Origin of the sequence: Lachnospira sp. (assembly GCF_016290755.1) — a bacterium.
Classification (GTDB): domain Bacteria; phylum Bacillota; class Clostridia; order Lachnospirales; family Lachnospiraceae; genus Lachnospira; species Lachnospira multipara.
Genome location: NZ_JAEEVD010000021.1, coordinates 1 through 23,963 on the forward strand (window position 1 = coordinate 1; position 23,963 = coordinate 23,963).

General features: G+C 36.8%; 24 protein-coding genes, 1 tRNA gene and 1 other annotated feature. Of the genes, 21 read left to right on the top strand and 4 right to left on the bottom strand.

Features of this window, described 5'->3' with window-relative positions; translation table 11 throughout:
• Positions 1-248: 248 nt before the first annotated feature.
• Both QVA17_RS06665 and QVA17_RS06670 read right to left on the bottom strand, forming a co-directional pair.
• Positions 249-321: transfer RNA gene (locus QVA17_RS06665), tRNA-Thr, on the bottom strand.
• 404 nt (positions 322-725) lie between these two features.
• A complete protein-coding gene (locus tag QVA17_RS06670; RefSeq protein ID WP_103952199.1) occupies positions 726-1,703 on the bottom strand; it encodes a DHH family phosphoesterase in 978 nt (325 codons plus the stop codon).
• A 263-nt stretch (positions 1,704-1,966) separates the two neighbouring features.
• Here QVA17_RS06670 and QVA17_RS06675 point away from each other — a divergent pair, with 263 nt between their 5' ends.
• From QVA17_RS06675 to QVA17_RS06690, 4 genes are read left to right on the top strand one after another with little or no spacing between them, the layout of a single operon-like run.
• Complete coding sequence (locus QVA17_RS06675) at positions 1,967-3,427, top strand: MFS transporter (RefSeq protein ID WP_287387216.1); 1,461 nt, start codon at positions 1,967-1,969, stop codon at positions 3,425-3,427.
• Positions 3,428-3,456: 29 nt separating this feature from the next.
• Positions 3,457-5,388: an alpha-amylase family glycosyl hydrolase gene (locus QVA17_RS06680; protein ID WP_287387217.1), complete on the top strand. Its 1,932-nt coding sequence runs from the start codon at positions 3,457-3,459 to the stop codon at positions 5,386-5,388.
• A gap of 18 nt (positions 5,389-5,406) precedes the next feature.
• Complete coding sequence (locus QVA17_RS06685) at positions 5,407-6,306, top strand: tetratricopeptide repeat protein (RefSeq protein ID WP_287387219.1); 900 nt, start codon at positions 5,407-5,409, stop codon at positions 6,304-6,306.
• Entirely contained in the window at positions 6,293-6,931 is a 639-nt protein-coding gene (locus QVA17_RS06690; RefSeq protein ID WP_287387222.1) for an HAD family hydrolase, read from the top strand. The genes QVA17_RS06685 and QVA17_RS06690 overlap by 14 nt, the downstream gene beginning before the upstream one ends.
• Positions 6,932-6,986: 55 nt before the next feature.
• Here the strand turns inward: QVA17_RS06690 and QVA17_RS06695 are convergent, their stop codons facing one another.
• Complete coding sequence (locus QVA17_RS06695; protein ID WP_287387224.1) at positions 6,987-7,241, bottom strand: hypothetical protein; 255 nt, start codon at positions 7,239-7,241, stop codon at positions 6,987-6,989.
• Positions 7,242-7,481: 240 nt separating this feature from the next.
• Here QVA17_RS06695 and QVA17_RS06700 point away from each other — a divergent pair, with 240 nt between their 5' ends.
• The 16 genes from QVA17_RS06700 to QVA17_RS06775 all read left to right on the top strand — a co-directional run bounded on the left by QVA17_RS06700 (position 7,482) and on the right by QVA17_RS06775 (position 21,242).
• Complete coding sequence (locus QVA17_RS06700) at positions 7,482-8,054, top strand: TIGR01440 family protein (protein ID WP_034245156.1); 573 nt, start codon at positions 7,482-7,484, stop codon at positions 8,052-8,054.
• Positions 8,055-8,169: 115 nt separating this feature from the next.
• Positions 8,170-8,587: a binding site (T-box leader), on the top strand.
• 224 nt (positions 8,588-8,811) lie between these two features.
• The gene (gene trpE / locus QVA17_RS06705; protein ID WP_287387227.1) at positions 8,812-10,236 is read left to right on the top strand and encodes an anthranilate synthase component I; all 1,425 of its coding nucleotides are present in this window, start codon (positions 8,812-8,814) and stop codon (positions 10,234-10,236) included.
• Positions 10,233-10,808, top strand: a complete 576-nt coding sequence (locus QVA17_RS06710; protein ID WP_287387229.1) for an anthranilate synthase component II — start codon at positions 10,233-10,235, stop codon at positions 10,806-10,808. The genes trpE and QVA17_RS06710 overlap by 4 nt, the downstream gene beginning before the upstream one ends.
• Positions 10,805-11,611 (top strand): indole-3-glycerol phosphate synthase TrpC, encoded by an 807-nt coding sequence (gene trpC / locus QVA17_RS06715; RefSeq protein ID WP_287387232.1) that lies wholly within the window; start codon positions 10,805-10,807, stop codon positions 11,609-11,611. The genes QVA17_RS06710 and trpC overlap by 4 nt, the downstream gene beginning before the upstream one ends.
• Positions 11,592-12,257 carry a phosphoribosylanthranilate isomerase gene (locus QVA17_RS06720; protein ID WP_287387235.1) on the top strand — a complete coding sequence of 222 codons (666 nt, stop codon included), beginning with the start codon at positions 11,592-11,594 and terminating at the stop codon, positions 12,255-12,257. Before trpC ends, QVA17_RS06720 begins: the two co-directional genes overlap by 20 nt.
• Positions 12,258-12,261: 4 nt before the next feature.
• Positions 12,262-13,449: a tryptophan synthase subunit beta gene (gene trpB, locus QVA17_RS06725; RefSeq protein WP_287387237.1), complete on the top strand. Its 1,188-nt coding sequence runs from the start codon at positions 12,262-12,264 to the stop codon at positions 13,447-13,449.
• 34 nt (positions 13,450-13,483) lie between these two features.
• A complete protein-coding gene (gene trpA / locus QVA17_RS06730; RefSeq protein ID WP_287387240.1) occupies positions 13,484-14,278 on the top strand; it encodes a tryptophan synthase subunit alpha in 795 nt (264 codons plus the stop codon).
• Positions 14,279-14,562: 284 nt separating this feature from the next.
• The gene (locus QVA17_RS06735) at positions 14,563-14,811 is read left to right on the top strand and encodes an HPr family phosphocarrier protein (protein WP_027430428.1); all 249 of its coding nucleotides are present in this window, start codon (positions 14,563-14,565) and stop codon (positions 14,809-14,811) included.
• A 21-nt stretch (positions 14,812-14,832) separates the two neighbouring features.
• Entirely contained in the window at positions 14,833-15,240 is a 408-nt protein-coding gene (locus tag QVA17_RS06740) for a DUF6465 family protein (protein ID WP_051195314.1), read from the top strand.
• Positions 15,241-15,496: 256 nt separating this feature from the next.
• Complete coding sequence (locus tag QVA17_RS06745) at positions 15,497-15,994, top strand: CarD family transcriptional regulator (RefSeq protein WP_027430429.1); 498 nt, start codon at positions 15,497-15,499, stop codon at positions 15,992-15,994.
• A gap of 81 nt (positions 15,995-16,075) precedes the next feature.
• Complete coding sequence (locus tag QVA17_RS06750) at positions 16,076-17,404, top strand: MATE family efflux transporter (RefSeq protein WP_287387244.1); 1,329 nt, start codon at positions 16,076-16,078, stop codon at positions 17,402-17,404.
• A 22-nt stretch (positions 17,405-17,426) separates the two neighbouring features.
• On the top strand, positions 17,427-17,984 hold the full coding sequence (locus QVA17_RS06755; protein ID WP_287387246.1) for a GNAT family N-acetyltransferase: 558 nt from the start codon (positions 17,427-17,429) through the stop codon (positions 17,982-17,984).
• A gap of 258 nt (positions 17,985-18,242) precedes the next feature.
• Entirely contained in the window at positions 18,243-18,437 is a 195-nt protein-coding gene (gene thiS / locus QVA17_RS06760) for a sulfur carrier protein ThiS (RefSeq protein WP_027430432.1), read from the top strand.
• Positions 18,438-18,501: 64 nt separating this feature from the next.
• Positions 18,502-19,275, top strand: a complete 774-nt coding sequence (locus QVA17_RS06765) for a thiazole synthase (protein WP_034245167.1) — start codon at positions 18,502-18,504, stop codon at positions 19,273-19,275.
• 37 nt (positions 19,276-19,312) lie between these two features.
• A complete protein-coding gene (gene thiH, locus QVA17_RS06770; RefSeq protein ID WP_287387251.1) occupies positions 19,313-20,647 on the top strand; it encodes a 2-iminoacetate synthase ThiH in 1,335 nt (444 codons plus the stop codon).
• Positions 20,640-21,242, top strand: a complete 603-nt coding sequence (locus QVA17_RS06775; RefSeq protein ID WP_287387253.1) for a thiamine phosphate synthase — start codon at positions 20,640-20,642, stop codon at positions 21,240-21,242. The genes thiH and QVA17_RS06775 overlap by 8 nt, the downstream gene beginning before the upstream one ends.
• A gap of 121 nt (positions 21,243-21,363) precedes the next feature.
• Here QVA17_RS06775 and QVA17_RS06780 read toward each other — a convergent pair whose 3' ends face one another.
• Entirely contained in the window at positions 21,364-22,470 is a 1,107-nt protein-coding gene (locus tag QVA17_RS06780) for an Ldh family oxidoreductase (RefSeq protein WP_287387255.1), read from the bottom strand.
• Between the two features lie 147 nt (positions 22,471-22,617).
• On the opposite strand from QVA17_RS06780, the gene QVA17_RS06785 reads away from it, so the two are divergent.
• Positions 22,618-23,847, top strand: coding sequence for a hypothetical protein (locus QVA17_RS06785; protein ID WP_287387257.1), 1,230 nt, complete (start codon positions 22,618-22,620; stop codon positions 23,845-23,847).
• Positions 23,848-23,963: the final 116 nt, after the last annotated feature.

Consider the following 23,963-nt stretch of genomic DNA (forward strand, 5'->3'; position numbering starts at 1 on the left):
GGGCTGCTCTTATTTGGTCTTGGGATTTACAAAATCCTGTGTTGGTTTTTCGATTTATATTACAGCCACGAGGGCAGATGTTACAGTTCATAGTGATCCTTTCAGGGGGGAACCCCCGCCATGAGATGCGACTAAAGTCGCGGGCTCTACGCATTCCACTACATAGTGGGGAAGTGCTCGCATTAGATGCGACTAAAGTCGCAGAGCTCGCACACGTGTAGCTCGCGACGTAAGTCGCAAGCTACATAAGCTACCAATGGGACTTGAACCCACGACCTACTGATTACGAATCAGTTGCTCTACCAACTGAGCTATGGTAGCGAATAGTTTGTGGCACGTTAGAAATTGTGGTAAAGCGGACATTCGGAATCCGCTTTGCTACTTCCTCATGAACGCAGTGGCACTTTGTGCCACCTGTCAGAAGGGGCTTTAACCCCTTCTGACACCAGTAAGCTTTATACCCCCGCTTAAAGCTTACGCTTTTGAAGCGGGGGATTGCTTACACTGCGTTCAAACTAATATATTTAAGTTTTGTCGATAATTCCCCCGACATTTGTTAAACCATTTTTAAATATAATTCAATAAAATTAGGATGTCAAGACAACCTCTAGCGTTTAAGCCTTAGTTTTCTTAACATCCCTATTATCGATATTTAACTCAGTCGGGGTACAAGCTCCGAATCCGGCGCGCAAGACTCGCTCGCGAGTCTTGGCTATAACAATTATTTAGTAAGACACATCCAATGTCTGTAAGAAGCGTTCTTTCATCTGAATGATAAACTCATTAAGATTGATTTCTTCTGGATTTCCCTTAAATGGTAGGAAGCCTCCCGCCATGTTATCATGGCCGCCGCCACTACCAATGCCCTCTAAGGCTATGTTTGTAATGTAACCGGCTCTGTAATTAGAATTACTTCTTATGGATAGCTTGATGCCATCTGCTTTTACAGAGTAAATAACGGTTAGTTCAATGCCATTTAGCGTGATTAGGAAATCGGCAATGTTAGCAATAAGGGCATCGGGACAATTTTTACCAGCATCCGCAAAACAAACGGATTCGTAAATGTCCACACTTGAAATAGCTGTGCTATAGGACTTTAAATCGCTCATCTCTATGATAGAACTATCAAGGTCGTAGAGCACGTCATTGTCCGCAAGTCCATGTAATATATAAAACATCTCCATATCCAAATCGCTAACCCCGCGCTTCATATCAGCAGTATCAACCTTGATGCCGTATAAAAGGGCAGTAGCAACATTTTTTGGAATATCAATGTCATTCTCAACATAGTAAGAGGCAATAATTGAGGCGCAGGCCCCAACCTCAGGTCGAATATCAGAGAATTGGTAATCTTCATTAACATAGATAGGATGGTGATCAATACAAATAATTTCTGTACCATTCATGTTAATAATATTGGCATTACCTTTCTGAGCATCAACAATAATAATCTCATCGTCGTTTTCTAACTCGTCTGCAGATTCACTTTCCACCACCTTAATTCCAAGTCTGCGAACCATCTTCGCAGTTACTGTCTTATCAATGGAACCGTTGTAAGTAATTTGTGCATCAATCCCTCTGATTCTAAGCAAAACAGAAAGACCATATGCACTTGCAATTGCATCTGGATCTGGAAAATTATGGGTTTGTATGTAAACTTTATTGTTGTTTACCTTAGAAATGATTTTGTCTAGATTAGTCATGATCATTCTCCTATAAATTTTAGTGCTCTCTTATCCCCTTTAAGTAAATATTTCCCAGCTTAAAGGTTTTACAATTAGCAACCTAATAAACAAAGTAAATCGCATAAAGTAAACCTAGATGTTTATATTACATGAATAGGGCTTTTTATTCAAGCCGATTCATGTATTTTTTTACTCGTTAAAATATGTCAAATATATTATAATATAATAAGAAAAAATTGTTTATATAATATGAGCAAAAAAATATAATGAGTGAAAATACTATGAATGATAATTTTAATAAAGAATCAAAGGAAAACTTAAATACAATAGAAGCAAATAAAGCAAAGATGTGGCAGATTGCCCTTTTTAGCCTTAATAACACCTCCACGAACCTCTTCCTAGCCATGATGGGATACGTTTCTTATTATGCAAATGGAATCGCAGGTCTTGGAGTTGTGCTTATTTCCTTTATTTTAACAGGTATGAGGGTTTTTGATGGTGTAACTGACCCCTTTATTGGCTATTTTATTGATAAGACCAATGGTAAGTACGGAAAGTTTAGGCCTTACATAGTTCTTGGCTACGTGCTTATGGCCATAAGTTCCCTAGTGCTTTTTTTTACTACAGATTTGGTCGCAAATGTATTAAAGCCAATTTACTTTATCGTAGTTTATTCAGTCTACATCATAGGCTATACTTTCCAGACAGCGGTTGTAAAATCCGGCCAGTCGGTTATTACTAATGATCCGGCACAGCGCCCCTTTATAACCTTTTTTGACTCAACCTTTATAATGCTAGCTCACGGCCTTGTAGCATTTTACGTATCTGTTTACTTAATTGGAAAGTATGAGAGCTTCACAAATAAAGACCTTTATATTGAGTTTGTAATAACCGTTGTAATAGTGGCTGGAATCTGCTCATTACTGGCAGTTATTGGAATTTGGGAAAAGGATAATATTAAGTATTTTAGGTTAGAGAGTAAGGAAGAAAGGCCAAAGATACATTTTAAGGAGTACTTTAATATACTTAAGCATAACAAACCTATTAGGATGCTTGTAATCGCTGCGGCTTCTAATAAATTTGCTCAGATGGTTTATGGAAATGCTACAGTGCTAGTTATGTTTTACGGAATACTTATGCAAAACTATGCCCTTGCAGGTATCATTGGTATTATTATAGGTTTTCCAAACCTAGCAATTATCTATCTTGGAATTAACTATGCCAAGAAAAATGGCCAGAAGAAGGCACTTATTTTATCTACTTATTTGGCTATATTTTTTCAATTAATTTTAATGTTTATGATGCTATTTACGGATTTAACTAAGGTTTCCCTAAGTCACATAAATCTAATCACTATTTTGTTTTTACTTGTATTCATGCTACTTAATGGTGTAAAATCTATATCTAACAACATAGTAGTTCCAATGATTGCAGATTGTACCGATTACGAGTATTGTATAAGTGGTTATTTTGTGCCTGGAATTATGGGAGCACTATTTTCATTTGTTGATAAGACTTTTTCAGCACTTGCCACAGCATTTGTGGGTTTGTGCTTGTCGTTTATAGGCTTTGGGAAAGTTTTCCCACAGGTCGAGGATGCATTGACACCGCAATTAAAGTACATGACAGTTTTCTTTTACTGCGTGATTCCAATTATTGGCTGGTGTGTAACCTTGTTTATCATGCGTTTTTACAAGCTTGATAAGAAGACAATGCAGGGGCTTTATAGGGATAGAGCGTAAGTTAAAGAAAGCTAGGATAGGAGTAGGAAATGCAGGTAAGAAGCGGAAATCCAACAATCATGGGGGCGAATTTAATAGATGGCGTTTACAATTTTTCTTTTGCAAATGCATCATCCAACGTGACTTTATTATTATTTAGCGAGAAGAAAAAGCACCCTAAGTATAAGATTAAATTTGAAGAGGATATGCGATTTGGCGACGTCTATTCCATGGCAATTTCAGGAATAGACCTATCTAGCTATTTCTATGCTTATGAAATAGATAAACACATTTTCATAGATCCTTATGCCAAGGAAATCACGGATTGTGGCTGCTTTGGTAAGAAATCAAGAGAGGATGTCTATATCTCACCAATCTGTCTTCCAGAATACGATTGGGAAGGGGATAGACCTCTTGATTTAGACTATAAGGACAGTATTTTTTATAAGTTAAATGTCAGAGGATATACAAAGTCTAAGACTTCTAAGGTTAAGGAAAAGGGAACCTTTAGAGGTATCATAGAGAAACTCCCTTATCTTAAGGATTTAGGAATTACAACTATTGAGCTTATGCCAGCTTATGAATTTGATGAAATCGGACGTTTTTATCAGTTAAAGGAAGATTCCATTCTTTCAAGATACGGGGTGGATACTCGTTTCATTAATGGTGAGAAATCAAGCGCAGTTAACTTCTGGGGTTATACTAGAGGTTTTTACTTTGCGCCTAAAGCAAGTTTTTCCTCTCGCGTTGCAGGAAAGGACTACAAAAAAGGCTACAGTTCTGAATTTAAGGACCTTGTAAAAGAGGCACACAAAGCAGGAATTGAAGTGGTTATGGAAATGTTTTTTGTAAAGGAAAGCGTAAGCTTATGCCTTGACTGCGTAAGATATTGGGTGAATGAGTATCATATCGATGGCGTTCACGTATACGGAGAGGAAACCATTTTAAAAGCTATTGCTTCAGACCCAATGCTATCAAAAACTAAGGTACTAACAGTATTTTGGGAGGGTAATAAAGGCACTTATAAGCACATGGCAAATTATAATAACGATTTCCAGAATGTGGTTAGACAGTTACTTAAAGGTGATGAGAATCAGCTTCAGAGTTTTATAAATGTTACAAAGAACAATCCAACAAACAGTGCAGTTATTAATTACATCACCAATAACAACGGCTTTACATTAACAGATTTAGTAAGTTATGATAGAAAGCACAACGAACTTAATGGCGAAAACAACAGAGATGGTGAGAACTTTAATTATAGCTGGAACTGCGGCGAAGAGGGTCCTACAAAGAAGCGTAAGATAATTGACCTAAGACTTAAGCAGATTAAAAATGCTCTCACTATGGTGATTTTATCTGCGGGCACTCCACTTATTTTGGCCGGAGATGAATTTGCCAATAGCCAGGAGGGTAATAACAACCCATACTGCGTAGATAGTGAGGTTTCTTGGCTTACTTGGAAGGAAACTTCAACTGCTAAGAAGATTTTTGATTGGACTAAAACTTTAATAGCTTTTAGAAAAAAATATGCAATCCTACATCAGGAAAATCCACTTAGTCAAACAGACAGATTATCTATTGGATTCCCAGATTTGTCATATCATGGCAATAATGCTTGGTTTACACCAACAGATAATTTTATTAGACAGGTGGGCATGATGTATTCTGCAGCTCACGGTGAAGAAGGCGTTAATGAGCTTATTTATATAGCTTATAATATGCACTGGGAGGAGCACGAGCTTGCCCTTCCAAAGATTGACTCTAAAGAGGGCTGGAAGATTGTTATGTGTTCTGCCACAAAGAAAGAGACTGCTACAATTAATGAGGAGAAGAGAACAGTTTTACTTGCCCCTCGAAGCGTTGCAATCTTAGTGGGAGAGTATAAGCCTTTCAAGAAGGGAATAATTATTACTCCTAAGCTTGATACAAGCAACAATAATAAAATAGATGATATTAATAGATCAGACAAAACTAATTAGGATTTGGAAAGGTAAATTATGAATCTAGAGAAATTAACTAACATAAAGACTGAATTTAAGGGCTATAAAGAAATTCTTGATTCAGGAGATTATGAAAAAGCATACGAAATGCTTGATAAATTACTAAAGACAATTGAGGAAAGCTTAGATGAGAGAAGAGCTGCAAAGGTTAATTCCGATGCAGTTGTAGAACTTACTAAGGATAGCAAGGAAGAAATTTACATGAGCCTTAATCATGTTATGGAATATTATTTATATGAGGTCTATTTTGAGCCAGACGCTGAGGTTAAGACTCTTGACCTTCCAGTAGGGGAGTATTACAGAACCTTTGGTGAGCTCTGCCAGAACATGGGTAAATATAAGGCAGCAGAAGATGCTTATAAAAAGGCTCTTAGCTGGAACCCAGTAGACCTTGATTCTTATCTTGGTTTAGCAGAGAGCTATAAGTATCAGAACATGCTTAATAGATTCCTTGAGGTAACAAAGCAGGCCTATAGATATTGCTGCACTAGAGCAACTATGGCTAGATATTATAGAAATATTGCCTATTACTACCTTTCAAGCTACAAGCCAGAAATTGCAAGGGATGCTTATCAGTATTCCAACGTCTACTATCACACAGACAACGCAGATTCTGAGCTTAAGTATATTGAAGATGCTATTAATACTAAGACTCCAGATATTGATATTAGAAGAATTCAGCAGGTATTTACTGAGGAAAATGTAGAACCAGGCCCAGACTCAAAGACTATCGGTATTATTTACAGAGTCGGAGAGCTTATGATGCAAGACAACGAATTAGCTCTTGCAAGAGACTGTTTCTCAATTTGCTATGATATCACTCAGGAACAGCAATTAGGATCAATCCTTGATCAATTAGAGGAAGCATTAAAGGAAGATAGTAATGGAAATGAATAAGAAATATGACGGTCTAATTTTTGACCTAGATGGAACAATGTGGAATTCCACTAAGCCAATTGTGGAGGCTTGGAATATCATTTTAGGAAAGCACCCTGAAATTAAGAGAGAGCCAATTGTTGAGGAGGATTTAACAGATTGCATGGGAAAGACAATGTACACAATCGCTGCCATGCTTTTCCCAAAGGAAGAGGAAGCTGTTAGAAATGCCCTTATGGATGAGCTTTGCCTTTTTGAAAATGAATACCTAGAAGAGGTAGGTGGCGTACTTTATCCTAAGTTAGAAGAAACCTTAAAGAAGCTTAGTAAAGAATATCCCCTCTATATCGTTAGTAACTGCCAGGATGGTTATATTGAAGCTTTTTTAAAGGCTCACAAATTAGCTTATCTATTTAAAGATACAGAATGTTGGGGCAGAACCTTTGTAACAAAGGGAGAGACAAACAAGATTTTAATTAAGAGAAATAATCTTAAAAATCCTGTCTACATCGGCGATACACAAGGAGATAAGCAGTCTGCAGTGGATGCAGGAATTGACTTTATCTTTGCAAGCTACGGTTTTGGAAATGTAGATGAATACAATTATAAAATCGAGAAATTTGAAGATTTAACAGATATTCTATAATTAATAATAAAATGAAAAAGGGAATCCCTAGTGGATTCCCTTTAATTATGCTTATCTAAGGTAATGGTATGACAGAAAATTGTAAAGTCGTTTTAATAGCGACTATGATATCTGGAATTTTATCATAGATTTCTTTGTAAAGCTTAACAACTGGGCTCTCAGGTGAGAGTACATAGTTAATAGCAGTAAAATCATTTGTCGCAAAACTGTAAACAATCCCAAGCATAATTACTCCTGCTAATATTTTTACAGCAAATTTAGCAATTATTGCTATTAAGCCGATAAATGGAAGAGCTTTCAGACTTCTCATAAAAGATGCCCCCTTTTAGTTTTCCGACTACGAGTCCTCCCCTCTAGCCCCAGACAAGTAATAGGTTAACGTTCCCATCCATTAAGTAGTTCCGACTTCTTTGCTAATCTCATTGTACTACTAATAAAACAAAAGTGAAAGTAGTGTTTTGTATTTTTTCTGCATTGTGATAATATACAAGTTATAAAGTCTATGACTAATTTAGTAAAAGGAGGATGGGCAATAGCCCTTAATAATAAAATGGCAGCAGGAATATCAAACGAAAAATTCACAGAAATCGCAAAGATTCAAACAGAGGCAAAGGAAATCCTAGAAGATCTTATAGCACAGGCACAGCCTGAAGAAGGAGATTTGCTTATTGTTGGTTGTTCTTCAAGTGAAGTTGCAGCTCATAAGCTAGGTACATTTTCAAGTGAGGAAATTGGCGAAGCCCTTTATAGCACAATTAGCGAGTGCTGTAAGGCTCACAAGTTAAAGCTTGCAGCACAGTGTTGCGAACATTTAAACAGAGCCCTTGTAGTAGAGAAGGCATATGCTAAGGCTCACAATCTTGAAATTGTAGCCGTAGTACCTCAGCTAAAGGCCGGTGGTTCTTGGGCTACAGCAGCTTACAAGCATATGGAAAATGCAGTCATGGTAGAAACTGTAAAAGCAGAGCTTGGTATGGATATCGGTGATACTTTAATTGGAATGCACTTAAAGTCAGTAGCAGTGCCAGTTAGAACAAAGACTAATACAATCGGCAATGCTCATGTGGTTTGTGCAAGAACACGTCCAAAGTATATTGGTGGCGAAAGGGCTATGTATAGATAATAAAAATTTATTTGATAGATGTTCAAAGTTTTTTCTTTCATTAAAGCGTAAAAGTTTCAAGTTTTACTTGACTAAAGTAATGATGAATGATACTATATTTTCAACTTAATACTAAATAAAGTCGATGAACAGAAAGAGTAGCTATAGAAGCTGCATTACAGAGAGCCAAAGATTGCTGAGATTTTGGTGTGTGAGCATATAGTGAATGGGTCTGGGAGATGCTTTTGCGAAACATGTCACAACTACTACGTAGTTACGACAAGGTGGAACATCACGCATTAGATGCACTTCGTGCAGCGTGACGCTAGGTCACAACTACTACGTAGTTGCGACAAGTAGCAAAAGACGTGTCCTCACGTTACAGGGGAAGGATATAATATGTATCTGAAATGAGTAGATTTAACAGGTGGCTAATCCTAGTTTAGGGTTACCACCTTTTTTTAAAACAAAAGTTAGCAAAAAAGCTATGCTAGAGACTTAAGTTTTAAATTAGATCTAGAACAAGGGTGGCACCACGATAATTCGTCCCTGATAGATGTTAGCGCATTTATCAGGGACTTTTTTAACTCAGTCGGAGTACAAGCTCCGACTGAGTTAAACGCTCCGCGAGGAAGTGCTCGCATTAGAAGCGGCTTTGCCGCGGCTCGCACACGAGTAGTGATTTGCTACGCAAATAACTACAAGCGAGGAAGTGCTCGCATTAGATGCGCTATGTATTGAGTGACAGGCCGCTTATTAGAAGGAGGAAGTGTTGAGAATGAAGAGAGTTTTAAGAGCCTACAAAAAGAGTGTAAGTATTGTTGATGAAACAGCCATTGGTCTTTTTAAAGGACTAATAAAGGATGGAACTAAGGGCTTTTTGCTTGAAAGTAACGATAAGGAAAATGGTCGTTATACTTTCATGGGAGCTGAACCTGAGGAAGTTATTAGCTCCACAAAGACAGGTCTAATTATTACAAAAGCAAATGGAACTAAATTAGAAAAAACAGGTAATCCAAGAGAACTTCTAAAGGAATATCTAGATGAATTTGAAGTAAAAAAAGACTTAGGAGAAATTGAATTTATCGGTGGTTTAGTAGGTAGCTTTGGTTATGACTATATTAGATATAGCGAGGATTTGCCAGATGAGAATCCTGATGAGATTGGCATTGAAACTATCCAGCTTATGTTAGTAACTAAGTTTATTGCAATTGATCACGTAGCTGAAACTCTTACAGCAGTTTGCCTAGATGAGGATAGTGCAGATGGCAAGGAACGTGCCCTAAAAGAAGCTAACGACATGATTAAGAAAGCTCGTGAGGGGGCAGCAAGTTACAGTGAAGAGGAAATCGACACTGTACTTGATGGAGAGATTATTAATAAAAGTGATAGCCTTGAGGACTACACTAATAAAGTTCTTAAGATTAAGGACTACATAAAGAAGGGACACATTTTCCAAACTGTACTTTCTCAAAGATGGACTATTAAAACTGGTCAGTCAGGTTTTAACCTCTATGAAAGACTTAGAAAGGTAAATCCTTCGCCATACCTTTATTACTACAATTTCGGAGACTTTGAAATCATTGGTAGTTCTCCTGAGATGATTGTAAAGCAGACAGATAATAACATTTTCACATGTCCAATCGCAGGCACTAGAAAGCGCGGTAAGACCAGGGAAGATGATTTAAGACTTGAAAAGGAGCTATTAGCTGACGAAAAGGAAAGAGCAGAGCACGTTATGCTTGTGGACCTTGCAAGAAACGACATGGGTAGAGTTAGCCAGATTGGTTCAGTTAAGGTGACACAGTTTATGAATATTCAAAGATATTCTCACGTAATGCACATCGTTTCCTTAGTTGAGGGTAAGAAAAATAAAGAATATCATCCACTAGATTTGATTTCTTCATTCCTTCCTGCAGGAACTCTCTCAGGTGCTCCAAAGATACGTGCCATGGAGATTATTGATGAGCTTGAAAATGTAAGACGAGGCCTCTACGGTGGCGCAACTGGTTACATGGATTTTGGCGGCAATATGAATTTTTGCATAACCATTAGAACCATGATTAAAAAGGGCGACAAGGTTTATCTTCAGGCAGGAGCTGGAATCGTTGCAGATTCAGTGCCAGAGCTTGAATATAAGGAGTGCCAGAATAAGGTTATGGCCCTTGCCAAAACATTAGTGGAGGAGGAGAAATTACAATGATTCTTTTAATTGATAACTACGATTCATTTACTTATAACCTTTATCAGTTTATTGGAATTTTTAATAGCGACATTAAGGTTGTAAGAAACGACAAAATTACTATAAAGGAAATTGAGGAGCTTGACCCTAGCGCAATTATTGTTAGCCCAGGTCCTAAAAGTCCAAAGGAAGCGGGAATTTGTATTGAGGCTATTAAGTATTTTGCAAGCAAGAAGCCAATCCTTGGAATTTGCTTAGGACATCAGTCCATTGGTGAGGCCTTTGGTGCCACTGTAAGTTTTGCTAAAAGCATTATGCATGGCAAGCAGTCTAAGATAGATTTTAAGTCGGAAAATATATTCGCAGGCCTTAAATCACCAATTAATGTGGCAAGATATCACTCCCTTGCAATCCTAGAGGAGACAATGCCAGAGGAGTTAGAGGTGATTGCAAGAACTGATGATAACGAGATTATGGCCATTAAACATAGAGATTATCCAATTTATGGTTTGCAGTTTCATCCAGAATCTATCTATACAGATTATGGAAAGAAGATGATTGAAAACTTTTTAGAGGAGGCGAAGGCACTATGATATTAGATGATATAGTTAAGGACAAAAAGATTAGATTAGTTCAGGCTAAGGAAAATGTATCTTTAGAGGAAATGAAAGAAAAGGCCCTTAAGTCTACAAGACAGTCTATTAGCTTTTATGAGGCCCTTGCAAAGACGGGATTATCTATTATTGGAGAGTTTAAAAAGGCCTCTCCAAGCCACGGGAAGATGGATAACAAGATTAGCCTAGAGTCAAGAATTAAGGACTATAGCGAAAGTGCTGATGCTATTTCTTGTTTAACGGAAGAAGATCATTTTAATGGAAGTGTTGATTATCTAATGCAAATTAGAGAAATGACTAAGCTTCCAATTATTAGAAAGGACTTTATTATTGATCCTTATCAGGTTTATGAGGCTAAGGTCATTGGTGCTGATGCCATATTACTTATTGCAGCAATTCTTAGGGATGAAGAGTTAAAAAGCCTATATGAGCTTGCTACAAGCCTTGGACTTGATTGCCTTTGCGAGGTTCACGATGAGAAAGAGATGGAGAGAATGCTAGGTCTTGGTGTTAAGATCATTGGTATTAATAACCGCAACCTATGGGATTTTACGATTGATCTTAATACAACTAAGAAGCTTTCAGATATGATTCCAGCATGTTTAAGAGAAGAGGGAGTTTTACTTGTATCAGAAAGTGGTGTTTCAAAGTCGGAAGATGTTGTAACCCTTTCTAAGTCAAAGGCAAACGCTCTCTTAATTGGAACAGTGCTTATGGAGGCTGAGTCTCCAAAGGCCTTAATCAAGGATTTTAAGGAGGCTTATGAGTCTTATAGAGATTAATAAGGATGCTAAGACTAAAGTTAAAATCTGTGGCCTAACATCTATTAAGGATGTCTCTTTAGTTATAAGAGAAAAGGCCGATTATGCTGGTATGGTTATGTTTTTTGAGAAGAGTAAGAGAAACATTTTCAAAGACAAGGCAAGGAACTTAATTAAGCCACTAAAGGAGGCGGGTATAAAGACCGTTGCGGTGGTAGTTAGTCCTAGCCAAGAGCAAGTAGAGATTATTGAGGAAGTTGGCTTTGATTATATTCAGATTCATGGGGATTTAGATAAAGAGCTTTTAGAAAATATAAGACTTCCAATAATTAGGGCTCTCAACCTAAAAGTGGCAGATGAAAAGATAGTAAAAGAAGTGCAGGAGTTAGAAAATGAGGATAAGATTTTTGCAATTCTTTTTGACGCAGGCATTCCTGGTAGTGGGAAGATTTTTGATTGGAACAGTTTGAAAAAAATGGACATCAAAAGAAAGAAGGTTTTTCTAGCTGGTGGGCTAAATAAGGATAACGTGGCACTAGCTATAAAGACGGTAAATCCGGATGTAGTAGATGTAAGTTCAGGCGTTGAGTTTGACGACGCAAGTATAGTAGGTAAATGTGAGGAGAAGCTAGTAGCTTTTATTGAAAATGCAAGAAAGGTAAGGTAGGAAAATGAGAGAAGAAAAGTATTATGGAAAATTTGGCGGTCAATATGTTTCAGAGTCCCTTATGAATACTCTTGATGAGTTATCTAAGGCCTTTGAGGAAGCAATTGCTGATCCAAAGTTTATAGAGGAATATAACTACTATTTAAAGCAGTATGTGGGTAGAGAAACACCTCTTTATAAGGCAGAAAGATTATCTAAGAAATATGGCGCAAAGATTTATCTTAAAAGAGAAGATTTAAACCACACAGGTGCTCATAAGATTAACAATGTAATCGGTCAGATTTTACTTGCAAAGAGAATGGGTAAGACAAAGATTATTGCTGAGACTGGTGCAGGTCAGCACGGCGTTGCAACAGCTACAGGTGCAGCTCTTTTTAACATGGAATGTACAGTTTACATGGGCGAAGAGGATATAAAAAGACAGTCCCTTAACGTATTTAGAATGGAGCTTTTAGGAGCTAAGGTTGAGGCTGTTAAGACTGGCAGCAGAACCTTAAAGGATGCTACAAACGAAGCTATTAGATCTTGGGCTAAAAATGCTGAAGATACATTTTATATTATTGGCTCAGCCGTAGGTCCATACCCATATCCTAAGATGGTTAAGGAATTCCAGAAGGTAATTTCAGTAGAAGCTAAAAAACAGATCCTAGAGCAAGAAGGTAGACTTCCAGATGCAGTAGTTGCCTGCGTTGGTGGTGGTTCTAACTCTATTGGTATGTTTGCAGATTTCATTGAAGAAAAGGATGTTAAGTTAGTAGGTGTTGAGGCAGGTGGCCTTGGTATTGAAACAGGTAAGCATGCTTCTGCTATGGCTCTTGGAAAGATGGGAACTCTCCATGGTATGAGAACTTATTTACTTCAGGATGAAAATGGAAACATCGACTTAGCACATTCTATATCCGCAGGTCTTGACTACCCAGGTGTTGGTCCAGAACATAGCTTTTTAAGAGATAGCGGCAGAGTTGAATACGTTTCTATTACAGATAAGGAATGTATGGAAGCCTTAATGGAATTAAACGAATTAGAGGGTATTTTACCTGCTATTGAAAGTGCTCATGCCCTTGCTCACGTAATTAAGATGGCTAAGGAAATGAAGGAAGATCAGATTATTGTTATGTGCCTTTCAGGTCGTGGTGATAAGGATATTAATACAATTCAGAAATATATTAGAGGCGAAGAGACTAATATGTAGTTTAGTGAATCTTGACATTAAAGGAGTGTGTATTATGAATAGAATTGAAGAGAGAATGAAGACTTTAAAGGACAATAATCAAAAGGCTTTTATAACATATATTACAGCTGGACTTCCAAATTATGATAAGACTAAGGAAATCATTAAAACTAGCATGGAGGCAGGAGTAGATGTAATTGAACTTGGTATTCCATTTTCAGATCCAGTAGCAGATGGCCCTGTAATTCAGGATGCTTCCTTTAGAGCAATTAATAACGGCGCAACTCTTGCAAAGACTTTTGAGATGATGAAGGAAATTAGAGCAGAAGGCGTTGAGCAGGCGATTCTTTTTATGATGTATTACAATCACGTATATCATCTTGGTGTAGAGAATTTTGTTAAGGCTTGTATTGAGTCAGGAGTTGATGGACTTATTATTCCAGATTTACCTTTTGAAGAGCAGGATGAGTTAAAAAATGAATTGTCAAAATACGACAATGCCCCAATTTTAATTCAACTTGTAGCACCAGTTTCAAAACAAAGAATTCCAATGATTTTAGAAAATGCAAGAGGATTTGTTTATTGCGTTTCCCAGATGGGAGTTACTGGTAATGGTGCAAACTTCCATAAGGAGATTAGAGAGTATTTGGAAAATGTAAAAGCAGTCAGCAAGATTCCAGTAATGATGGGCTTTGGAATTAGAACTTATGAAGATGTTGAAAGCTTAGTTGATACTATTGATGGTGCAATTGTAGGTTCTCATTTTATTAAGCTTTTAGATTCATCTGCTTATGATTGTAAAGTTTCCGCTGATTATATACGCGAATTTAAGTCAAAATTAAATGATTAAATAAATATTTGAAAAATATTTCGCAAAAATCTTTTGTAAAAAAAGGACATAATACATATTTAATACTTGATTTATCAAATAATTAGTATTATTATATTTTTATATTTTGATAAGATAAATTATCTTAATAAAAAATACCAATAAAGACAAGGAATTCTATCTATCTATTGACGTATTTTACAAAAATTATATTAATAGCTAAACGATAGTTGACTTAATTGAGAGTTTAGAGTATATTCGTATTTGGAATTTTTTAAATTTTTGAAAGTTAGGTGGAGTTTGACATGAAAGAAAATGTTTTAGTCGGCGACATTGATAAGTTGCACAAGAATCCAATCGCTGAACTTGTTCAGGCAGCATGTGCATTTAACAGTCACATTGAAATCATTAGTGAGGGTAAGAGTATTAACGCTAAGAGTCTTATGGGTATTATGGCTTTTGGTTTAAAGCCAGGAATTGAAGTTGTTATTTCGGCTGAGGGTGATGATGAATCACAGGCAGTTGAATCTATAAAGAAATTTTTAGCATGTTAATTTAATGAGGAGGTAGAAAACATGGCAACAACAAGCACAGTACAGGTTAGTAGTGTTTTTGGAACAAAGACAGCAGACGTTAAGGTAGAGCCAAAGGAGATTAAGGCAGCCGCAACAAAGAAGACAGCTACTAAGGCATCTACTACAAAGAAGACTACAGCTAAGAAGACAGCATCTAGCACAAAGACAACAACAGCTAAGACAGCTACAAAGTCTACATCAGCTGCAAAGAAAACTGTTAAGAAGGAATTATTTGTTCAGTACTTAAATCAGCAGGTTGATTTTGATACTCTTGAGAAGAGAGTTTTAGATGACCTTAAGGAGCAGAACATTTCTGCAAGCGACCTTAAGTTATATCTTAAGCCTGAAGATAATGCTTGCTACTATGTAGCTAATGGCAATATCGCTGGCAGCGTTAATTTATTCTAATTTAACAATAATTAGTAGATTTAAGAAATGCTAAATTAAATAGTTCGGAAGTAAGGCATCTCTCGTTATGAGAGGTGTCTTTTTATTATTGTTAGGCTAGATGCTTTTCTTTACGCATTTTCATAAGCTCTTACTTAATATTATAAGCAGAAGATAGGCCAAACATAATTTTCTTTTGAAAAAAATTATGAAATGTTGTATACTTAATAATGTTGACTTATGGATTTATGTATATCCCGGATTTGGAGGAAATTTTATGTTTGAAGTTGAAGATAAGGTATGTTATGGCGTAGTAGGAGTTTGCCAGATTGAGCAGATTGCTACACCTCCAATTAAAGATGTAAAAGGTGATTATTATTTCCTTCAGCCAGTATATGATGCTAAGGGAATTATCTATTGTCCAGTTAAGAATACAAAAGTGGCAATGAGAAACGTTATATCAAAGGCTGAATGTAAGAAGTTAATTGAACGTGCTAAGAATTGTAAGAAAGACCCGCTTCTTAATGAAAAGGTTACACCAATGCAGTATGACGAAATGGTTAAGTCACAAGATACATTACAGTTAATGCATCTTATTAGAGCTCTATATAATATAAAGAACGAAAGAGCTAAGGACTTAAGAAAGATGAAATCAGCAGATAGTAGAATGTTACTTGCAGCAAGAAAGCTTCTATATGGAGAGATTGCAGTAGTTACAGATTCTGATTTCGATGATGTGTCAGAGATATTAGATGCATACCTTTCAATTGAATAATTATTAATTATGATGCAAGAAGTTTTTACTTCTTGCATTCATTTTTATAAAGGAAAATTAAAGAGAAACTAGGAGACATTTATGAAAGACTTAACAAAGGGCAATATATTTAAGCTTATTATTGCTTTTGCCGTACCTGTATTTTTTAGTATGTTACTTCAGATGACTTATAACTTGGTAGATACTAAGATTATAGGCTACGTGCTAGGAGAATCGCCCCTTGCAGCCGTTGGATCAACTAATTCTATTAACACTATGATAGTAGGATTTTTAAATGGTCTAACTAATGGCTTTGCTGTTATTGCAGCTCAATATTTTGGCGCTAAGGATATTAACTATTTAAAGAAAACTGTGGCAAGTTCCATTAGACTTGGAATTACAATTTCTATTGTACTTACAGTTTTAGTGTTAGTATTTTTAAAACCCTTACTTATAGTATTAAATACACCGGCAGACCTTTTAACAGAGGCCTATAATTACATTTTCATAGTATTCTTAGGAATGACCCTACTTATGTTATATAACGTCTGCGCAGCCCTTTTAAGAGCTATTGGTGATTCTATAACACCACTTTATTTCTTGCTATTTTCAGTAACACTTAATATAGGTGCTGACATTTTCTTTATGAAAATAATTCCCCTAGGTGTACGTGGTGCGGCCATTGCAACTGTACTTTCCCAGGGAATAGCAATGGTGCTTTGTGCCCTCTATATGGTGAAGAAATATGAGATTTTAAGGGTTAGTAGGACTGATTTTAAAAGGGAGTCAAGCCTTGATAATAAGCTGCTTTCCACAGGTCTTTCAATGGGCTTTATGAACTCTCTTATTAATATAGGTAGCGTTACAATGCAAAGCGCTATTAATTCTTTTGGACAGAATATTATTCTTGCCCATACAACAGCAAGAAGACTTACAGAGCTTTTCATGATGATGTTTACAGTACTTGGTCAAACTATGGCTACTTTCTGCGGACAAAATCTTGGAGCAAAGCAGTATAAAAGAATCGTAAAGGGCCTAAAAAGTGCTATACTTCTAGGCTGGATATGGTGTATATTTATTGTGATTATTGCCTATACAATTGTTCCAACTCTTGTAAAGATACTAATTAGCTCAGATAATAAGGAAGTAATTAACACAGCTAGTCTTTATTTAAGGGTGGATACCCTACTTTACTGGGTTACAGCTATGATTACAATTACAAGAAATGCTCTACAAGGCTTGGGAGATAAGCTTACTCCTGTAATCTCTAGTAGTATTGAGCTAGTGGGTAAAGTAATTCTTACCTTTACGCTTATTAAGATCTGCGGCTACTGGGGCGTTATTTTAACAGAGCCTATTGTTTGGGTATTGATGGTAATTCCACTAATTGTGCAGGCTGTGAGATTGTGCAGGAAATATGAGAGAATGTAAATTTACAGGAAGGATTCATAAAATGATTATTAGAGAAGTCAAGCTAGATGACGCTAAAGACCTATTAGAAATATATGGATATTATGTAGAGAATACTGCGATAACATTTGAAACACAGATTCCAAGTGTGGAGGAGTTTAAAGAAAGAATTCTTGCTATTACAGCAAAGTACCCATACCTTGTGGCAGAAATAGATGGAAAGATTGTAGGCTACAGCTATGCTCATGCCTATAATGTAAGAGAAGCTTATGACTGGTGCGTAGAGATGACAATTTATTTAAAGGAAGATATTAGAGGAAAGGGCATAGGCTCTAAGCTTTACTTAAAGATGGAGGAATGCCTTAAGAAAATGAATATCAAAAACCTCTATTCCTGCATTGCCGCAACAAAGCACCCATCAAAGCATCTAACTAATGCCTCTATTGATTTTCACAAGGCCTTGGGCTATAGAATTAATGCTGAGTTTAAGCAGAGTGGTTATAAATTTGATGAATGGTATGACATGGTTTGGATGGAAAAGATCATTGGAGAGCATGAGATACATCCAAAAAAAGTAGAGAAATTCAGCGGTTTATGTTAATTAAAGAATTGACAGCACTAATTTAAAGTGTTACTCTTTAAAAGTGATTGCAGTTGATGCAAGCACTAATTAAATAGCTAGTCATTGGGGACACCACCTTGACTAGAATTAGGAAATTACAGGCGTCGCTAGACTAGGAGATTATCTCTTAGTTTAGCGATGCTTTTTTGTTGCGCTGAAATTCCCTTTTAAATTTTGGGGTTAGAGCGTGAACATTGTAGCAAGCACTAATTACGTGCTTAAGAAAGGGAGGAAAAGATGGTAAAGATTAACGGACAAAGCCTTGAGGCGGCTGGTCGCAATCTTTTAGAAGTTGTTAGAGAACTAGAGTTTAAGGATAACAGCTATGTTATTGAATACAACCTAGAGATTCTTAAAAAAGAATTCTATGATAAGACAACTTTAAAAGATGGCGATGTTGTGGAAGTAGTTTCATTTATGGGTGGGGGCTGATTAGTCCCACTTTAAATGAAGAATTTAACCGGGTTTAAATCGGTATTTAAGGGAGGAAAAGATTTTGAATAAAGAGGACAAATTAGTATTAGGCGGAAGAGAGTTTAACTCTCGATTTATCTTAGGTTCAGGAAAGTATAACCTTGAGCTTATTAAGGCAGCAGTTGAGAATGCAGGAGCTGAGATTATCACTCTTGCAGTTAGACGTGCAAACACTAAAGATTCAGAGAATATCATGGATTATGTGCCTGAAAATGTCACATTACTTCCAAATACATCAGGGGCAAGAGATGCGAGTGAAGCCGTTAGAATTGCCCATCTATCAAGAGAACTTGGTGGCGGAGATTTTGTAAAGGTAGAGATTATGAAGGATTCTAAGTACCTCCTACCTGATAACAACGAAACTATCAAAGCTACTGAGATTCTAGCTAAGGAAGGTTTTGTAGTACTTCCTTATATGTATCCAGACCTTTATGCTGCAAGAGAATTAGAAAATGTTGGCGCAGCCGCAGTTATGCCACTTGCCTCACCAATTGGTTCTAACAGAGGTCTTGCAACAAAGGATTTTATCCAGATTTTAATTGACGAAATTGATTTACCAATCATTGTTGATGCAGGTATTGGTAAGCCATCAGAAGCCTGTGCAGCCATGGAAATGGGTGCTTCTGCAATTATGTGTAACACAGCTATTGCAACAGCTAAGGATATTCCAATGATGGCAACAGCTTTTAAAAATGCAATCGAGGCCGGAAGAAGTGCCTATCTTGCAGGACTTGGAAGAGTCTTAACAAGAGGTTCTGAGAGCATGGACCCATTAACAGGATTTTTAAGAGACTAGATTACAAACTAGCTTAAATTAAGAAAGAAGGATAAAAATGGAAAATGAATTTTTAGTGGATTCAGATAAGTTATCTGAAGCTGCCCTAAAAAGAAAGCATGAAATAGAAAATAATAAGTCAGTAAGAATTGATCATATGAAATTCTTACCAAACATGGACCAGCTTGAATCAGACATTCAGGATAAGGTCTTAGAAAACTTAAAGGATATAGATTGGGATTCTTATACAGATGCAGATGTTTACCGCGCCCTTGCAGCTAAGACTCCAAGTATTGAAGACTTCAAGGCCCTACTTTCTCCTGCAGCTAAAAAGCATATTGAAAAGATGGCGGCTAGAGCAAAGATAGAGACAGCGAAACATTTTGGCAACACTGTTTATCTCTTCACTCCGCTCTATATTGCAAATTACTGCGATAACTACTGCGTTTACTGTGGTTTTAACTGTTATAACGACATTAAGCGTAAGAAGATGTCTTTTGAAGAAATACGACATGAAATGGAAGTTATCTCTAAGTCAGGTATTGAAGAAATCCTTATTTTAACTGGAGAATCTCCTGTTTATAGTGACGTTAAATATATCGGTGAGGCTTGTAAGCTTGCAAGAAAATATTTCAAAAACGTAGGCCTTGAAATCTACCCTGTTAATGTCAACGATTATAAGTATTTACATGAGTGTGGCGCAGATTACGTAACAGTTTTTCAGGAGACCTATAATCCAGATAAGTATGAGACCCTACATTTGCTTGGAAATAAAAGAATCTTTCCATATAGATTTCAGGCACAGGAAAGAGCAATTCTTGGTGGCATGAGAGGTGTGGCTTTCTCAGCCCTCCTAGGTCTAACAAACTTTAGAGAAGATGCCCTAGCCTCAGCCCTTCACCTATATTTCCTAGCTAGAAAATACCCTCACGTAGAGTATTCACTATCCTGTCCAAGACTTCGTCCTATTGTTAATAACGATAAGATTAACCCTCTTGATGTGCATGAAACTGAGCTTTGCCAGATTCTATGTGCCTATAGAATTTTCTTACCATACGTTGGAATTACTGTTTCTTCAAGAGAAGAGAAACACTTCCGCGATGGTATTGCAAAGATTTGTGCTACAAAGATTTCTGCTGGAGTGTCTACTGGTATTGGAGATCATGAGGAGAAATACGAGGCCTACAAAGAAGAGGAAGAAAAGGAAAGCAAGTCTAGCGATTTTGATAAGAAGGAGAGTATTAAAGCGTTGCAGCAAGAGGCTGTATCAGAGAATGAAGAATGCGGTGATGAGCAGTTTGATATTTCAGATAGAAGAAGCTTTGACCAAATGTATGACGATATGGCAAGTGAAGGCTTGCAGCCGGTACTAAACGATTACATTTATGTATAAAAGAATTTGTGTAACTAATAGACATTTAGTCACAGGAGATTTTTTTGAACAAATAGGACATGTAATAAATATGAAAGATTCTCCTGATATGCTTATCTTAAGAGAAAAGGACCTAACTAAAGAGGAATATTTAGAACTTGCAAGAAAGGTGAAGGAATTAGTTTTTGATATGGGAAATTCCCAAAACGGGAAAGAATCTTATAATAAAACTAGTCTTTATCTTCATAATAATATAGAAGCAGCTAAGGTCCTTGGTGTTAGAAATATTCATTTATCCTTCGGGGAATTTATGAAAATAAAGGACTTAAGAATTATTCGTCCCTTTTTTGATAGTATTGGTACTAGCGTGCATTCTCTAGAAGATATTAGGCTTTGTAATGAGGCAGGCTTTGATTATGTCTTTGCAGGTCATATCTTTGAAACCGATTGTAAGAAGGGACTAAAGGGAAGAGGTCTTGACTTTTTAAGAGAAGTTGTGACTGAGGCTAAGATGCCAGTTTATGCCATTGGTGGAATAAAGATTTCTAATGAAGAACTTTGTATAGAGGCTGGGGCAGCAGGAGTTTGTAAGATGTCTGCCTATATGACTATATAAGCCTTAATTGTGGCTATCTTTATAGAAAAAATAGATATATATAAGAAATCAAAAAAGCAGGTGTTAGAATTTTCTAGCACCTGCTTTTGGTAAATTTTATTCAAAATTAGCCTTGTAAATTTTATTCAAAAGGGAATGTGTAAGGTAAGTTATACTTATCCCTAATTTCAATAAATTCCTTCTGAACAGCTTCACCTACTGGAACACCTTTTTCCTTTCGCTCCTGCCATACTAGCCATTCTTTTTCACCGGCAGTATAGATTCTATCTTGGCCTGGGGCTTTTTGTGAAGCACGAAGTTCCTTTAGAATCTCAGTTGTAATCTTTTTAAAGTCTTCAGCACCGCAGAAGAAATCAGGGTTAATAACAATAAAGAAATGGCCAAGATGATATGGGCCTTTATTGCCATTTGCATCAATACCTGAAAGAGCTTTTAGGAAGTTACCAGAAGCTAGGGCAGCAGATAAAATCTCTACAATTGTAGCGTAGCCATAACCCTTGTAACCTGCAAGTTCTTCTCCGATTCCACCAAGTGGGGCAAGGGCAGCTTCTCCCTTAGTTAAGTCCACTAGGATTTCGCTACTATTTGTTTTAGCCTCACCATCTTTACCTATAACCATACCAGCTGGTGTGTCCTTACCTGATCTAGCATAAAACTCAATCTTACCTCTTTGAGTAATAGAAGTTGCACAGTCTAGAACAAATGGGAATTCCTCATTTGTTGGCATAGCAAAGGTAAGGGGATTAGTACCTAGCATATTTTCAACACCAAAGGTTGGTGCAATGGAAGGTCTTGCATTAGTACCGGTAATGCCAATCATATTTTCTTTAGAAGCCATCATAGCCCAGTAACCAGCGATACCGTAGTGGGTTGAGTTTCTAATAGCACCGGCGGCCATACCGTATGTTTTAGCCTTTTCTATAAGGCTTTTCATCATTTTATAAGAAGCCACCATTCCCATACCATCGTGGGCATCAGCAACTACTGTGGTTGCCGTATCTTTAATAACTTCGTAATTAGTTACGGGATTTTGAATGCCTGCATTGATTCTGTCAATGTAAATTGGCTTAAAGCGGTTGCAACCATGACTTTCAATACCTCTGCGGTCACTTTCCATAAGGACGTCTGCGCAAATTTTAGCATCATCCTTTGGTACCCCAACTGCCACAAAGGCATCTCTCATGAAGTCGCCAATTAAATCCCAAGGAACATAAGGTCTTGTCTCCATATAAAAATCCTCCTCTAGATATCTTAAATTTTAATTTTTAATTGTGAATTTAAGTTACTTTAAGTATAGCACAAAATCTGTAATTAAGATAATAAACTTGTTATTTTGCCAAGATTGTTTATAATGAAGGTAGAAAAGAGGTAGCTTATGTTAAAGAAATTAAAAGTGGGTTTTAGCATAGTCATGGTTGTAGTAGTGATTTTATCTATTGCAGCTTATGGCCTTATTAAACGAGCAAAGAATAATGACAATGACATAGAGAATGTATACGGCGCCGACGATGAGGAAACTACAAGTATTGATTGGTCTTCAATTATTGAAAAAGAATCTGAGACCGAGAGAGCTGTTAATCCTGATTTAACGGTCTATGACGGTTTGCTACGTGCAATAACTTTTTGGGGAGACTCAATGACGGAAGGTATCGGTGATGAGATTGGTGGAGTTGTAGAACTTGATGGTAATTACTATGACGTTACTGGTCTTGCATCTTCTGATACCGTGGGCTATTTAACTGGTCTTAAGGTGAATAACCTAGGTAGAATTGGTGAGACTTCCTATGAAATTGCCCTAAGAGAGGGCGGAATTTCCATGTATCTTGATAGAGACGTTATTGTAGGAGATGAACCTGTTAGGGTAAATATCGTTACAGAAGATGGTGGCCTAGTTTATATGAATGACTACAATGGCTATGGCTGTTCAAGTTATATGCATGAAAGTGATATCGTCTATATTGAAGGCCTAAGATTTAAGGTTTTATTAGACGATGTGGGTAACATTTATCTAGAGAAGTTTTATAGTCTAGATGATGGTTTTTCTTATCTTTATGCAGATGGAGATGAGATAAGTGCTAGCGTTTTAAGAGATTCAATACCTGTGAGCCTTGAGAAGGGTAGTGTTGTAAAAACTGCTGCAGCCGTAGAAACAGCTGGAGATATTTTAGTTATAGAAGTCGGAAGTAACGGCGGCTGGGAAGATTATGATGATTTAATAGCCCAGATAGATTCTATGATTGTTGCAAATAACTGTGATTACTACATTATTGTAGGGGATACTGATGACCCAGGGGATAGTATTGCTGAATGGTGGGAAACAGATGTGGATGCCCAGGGTAATCCAAGAGGACTTATGTCTACAGAATGGGAGAATGCATTATCAAAAGCCTATGGGGATCACTTCCTTAATACAAGACTTTATTTAATTGAAAATGGCCTTAGCGATTGCGGTTTGGAAGAGACGGAAGAAGATTGCGAAGGCTATGAGTATGGAAAAATCTCAAGTCAGCTAAGATATGACTGGACACATTTTAATGCCTATGGCTATTATAGTCAGGCTCTAGCTATTTATAAAAAGGGCGTGGAGCTAGGATATTGGGATTAAGGCTAGTAACTAGCTTACTAGCTAATATTTAGGCTTGATTTTTTACTTATGGCATATTATTATTAGAAAGTACATATTTTGAACAAGATTTTGAACGCAGTGTAAGCAATTCCCCG

Bases quoted from the DNA above. Each gene is read 5' to 3' on its own strand.
- QVA17_RS06700 (WP_034245156.1), top strand. From the start codon at position 7,482: ATGGCAGCAGGAATATCAAACGAAAAATTCACAGAAATCGCAAAGATT.
- QVA17_RS06785 (WP_287387257.1), top strand. From the start codon at position 22,618: ATGTTAAAGAAATTAAAAGTGGGTTTTAGCATAGTCATGGTTGTAGTA.
- QVA17_RS06675 (WP_287387216.1), top strand. From the start codon at position 1,967: ATGAATGATAATTTTAATAAAGAATCAAAGGAAAACTTAAATACAATA.
- QVA17_RS06670 (WP_103952199.1), bottom strand. From the start codon at position 1,703: ATGACTAATCTAGACAAAATCATTTCTAAGGTAAACAACAATAAAGTT.
- QVA17_RS06685 (WP_287387219.1), top strand. From the start codon at position 5,407: ATGAATCTAGAGAAATTAACTAACATAAAGACTGAATTTAAGGGCTAT.
- thiH (WP_287387251.1), top strand. From the start codon at position 19,313: ATGGAAAATGAATTTTTAGTGGATTCAGATAAGTTATCTGAAGCTGCC.
- QVA17_RS06740 (WP_051195314.1), top strand. From the start codon at position 14,833: ATGGCAACAACAAGCACAGTACAGGTTAGTAGTGTTTTTGGAACAAAG.
- trpE (WP_287387227.1), top strand. From the start codon at position 8,812: ATGAAGAGAGTTTTAAGAGCCTACAAAAAGAGTGTAAGTATTGTTGAT.
- QVA17_RS06690 (WP_287387222.1), top strand. From the start codon at position 6,293: ATGGAAATGAATAAGAAATATGACGGTCTAATTTTTGACCTAGATGGA.
- QVA17_RS06695 (WP_287387224.1), bottom strand. From the start codon at position 7,241: ATGAGAAGTCTGAAAGCTCTTCCATTTATCGGCTTAATAGCAATAATT.
- trpB (WP_287387237.1), top strand. From the start codon at position 12,262: ATGAGAGAAGAAAAGTATTATGGAAAATTTGGCGGTCAATATGTTTCA.
- QVA17_RS06755 (WP_287387246.1), top strand. From the start codon at position 17,427: ATGATTATTAGAGAAGTCAAGCTAGATGACGCTAAAGACCTATTAGAA.
- trpA (WP_287387240.1), top strand. From the start codon at position 13,484: ATGAATAGAATTGAAGAGAGAATGAAGACTTTAAAGGACAATAATCAA.
- QVA17_RS06775 (WP_287387253.1), top strand. From the start codon at position 20,640: ATGTATAAAAGAATTTGTGTAACTAATAGACATTTAGTCACAGGAGAT.
- trpC (WP_287387232.1), top strand. From the start codon at position 10,805: ATGATATTAGATGATATAGTTAAGGACAAAAAGATTAGATTAGTTCAG.
- QVA17_RS06780 (WP_287387255.1), bottom strand. From the start codon at position 22,470: ATGGAGACAAGACCTTATGTTCCTTGGGATTTAATTGGCGACTTCATG.
- QVA17_RS06750 (WP_287387244.1), top strand. From the start codon at position 16,076: ATGAAAGACTTAACAAAGGGCAATATATTTAAGCTTATTATTGCTTTT.
- QVA17_RS06710 (WP_287387229.1), top strand. From the start codon at position 10,233: ATGATTCTTTTAATTGATAACTACGATTCATTTACTTATAACCTTTAT.
- thiS (WP_027430432.1), top strand. From the start codon at position 18,243: ATGGTAAAGATTAACGGACAAAGCCTTGAGGCGGCTGGTCGCAATCTT.
- QVA17_RS06680 (WP_287387217.1), top strand. From the start codon at position 3,457: ATGCAGGTAAGAAGCGGAAATCCAACAATCATGGGGGCGAATTTAATA.
- QVA17_RS06745 (WP_027430429.1), top strand. From the start codon at position 15,497: ATGTTTGAAGTTGAAGATAAGGTATGTTATGGCGTAGTAGGAGTTTGC.
- QVA17_RS06735 (WP_027430428.1), top strand. From the start codon at position 14,563: ATGAAAGAAAATGTTTTAGTCGGCGACATTGATAAGTTGCACAAGAAT.
- QVA17_RS06720 (WP_287387235.1), top strand. From the start codon at position 11,592: ATGAGTCTTATAGAGATTAATAAGGATGCTAAGACTAAAGTTAAAATC.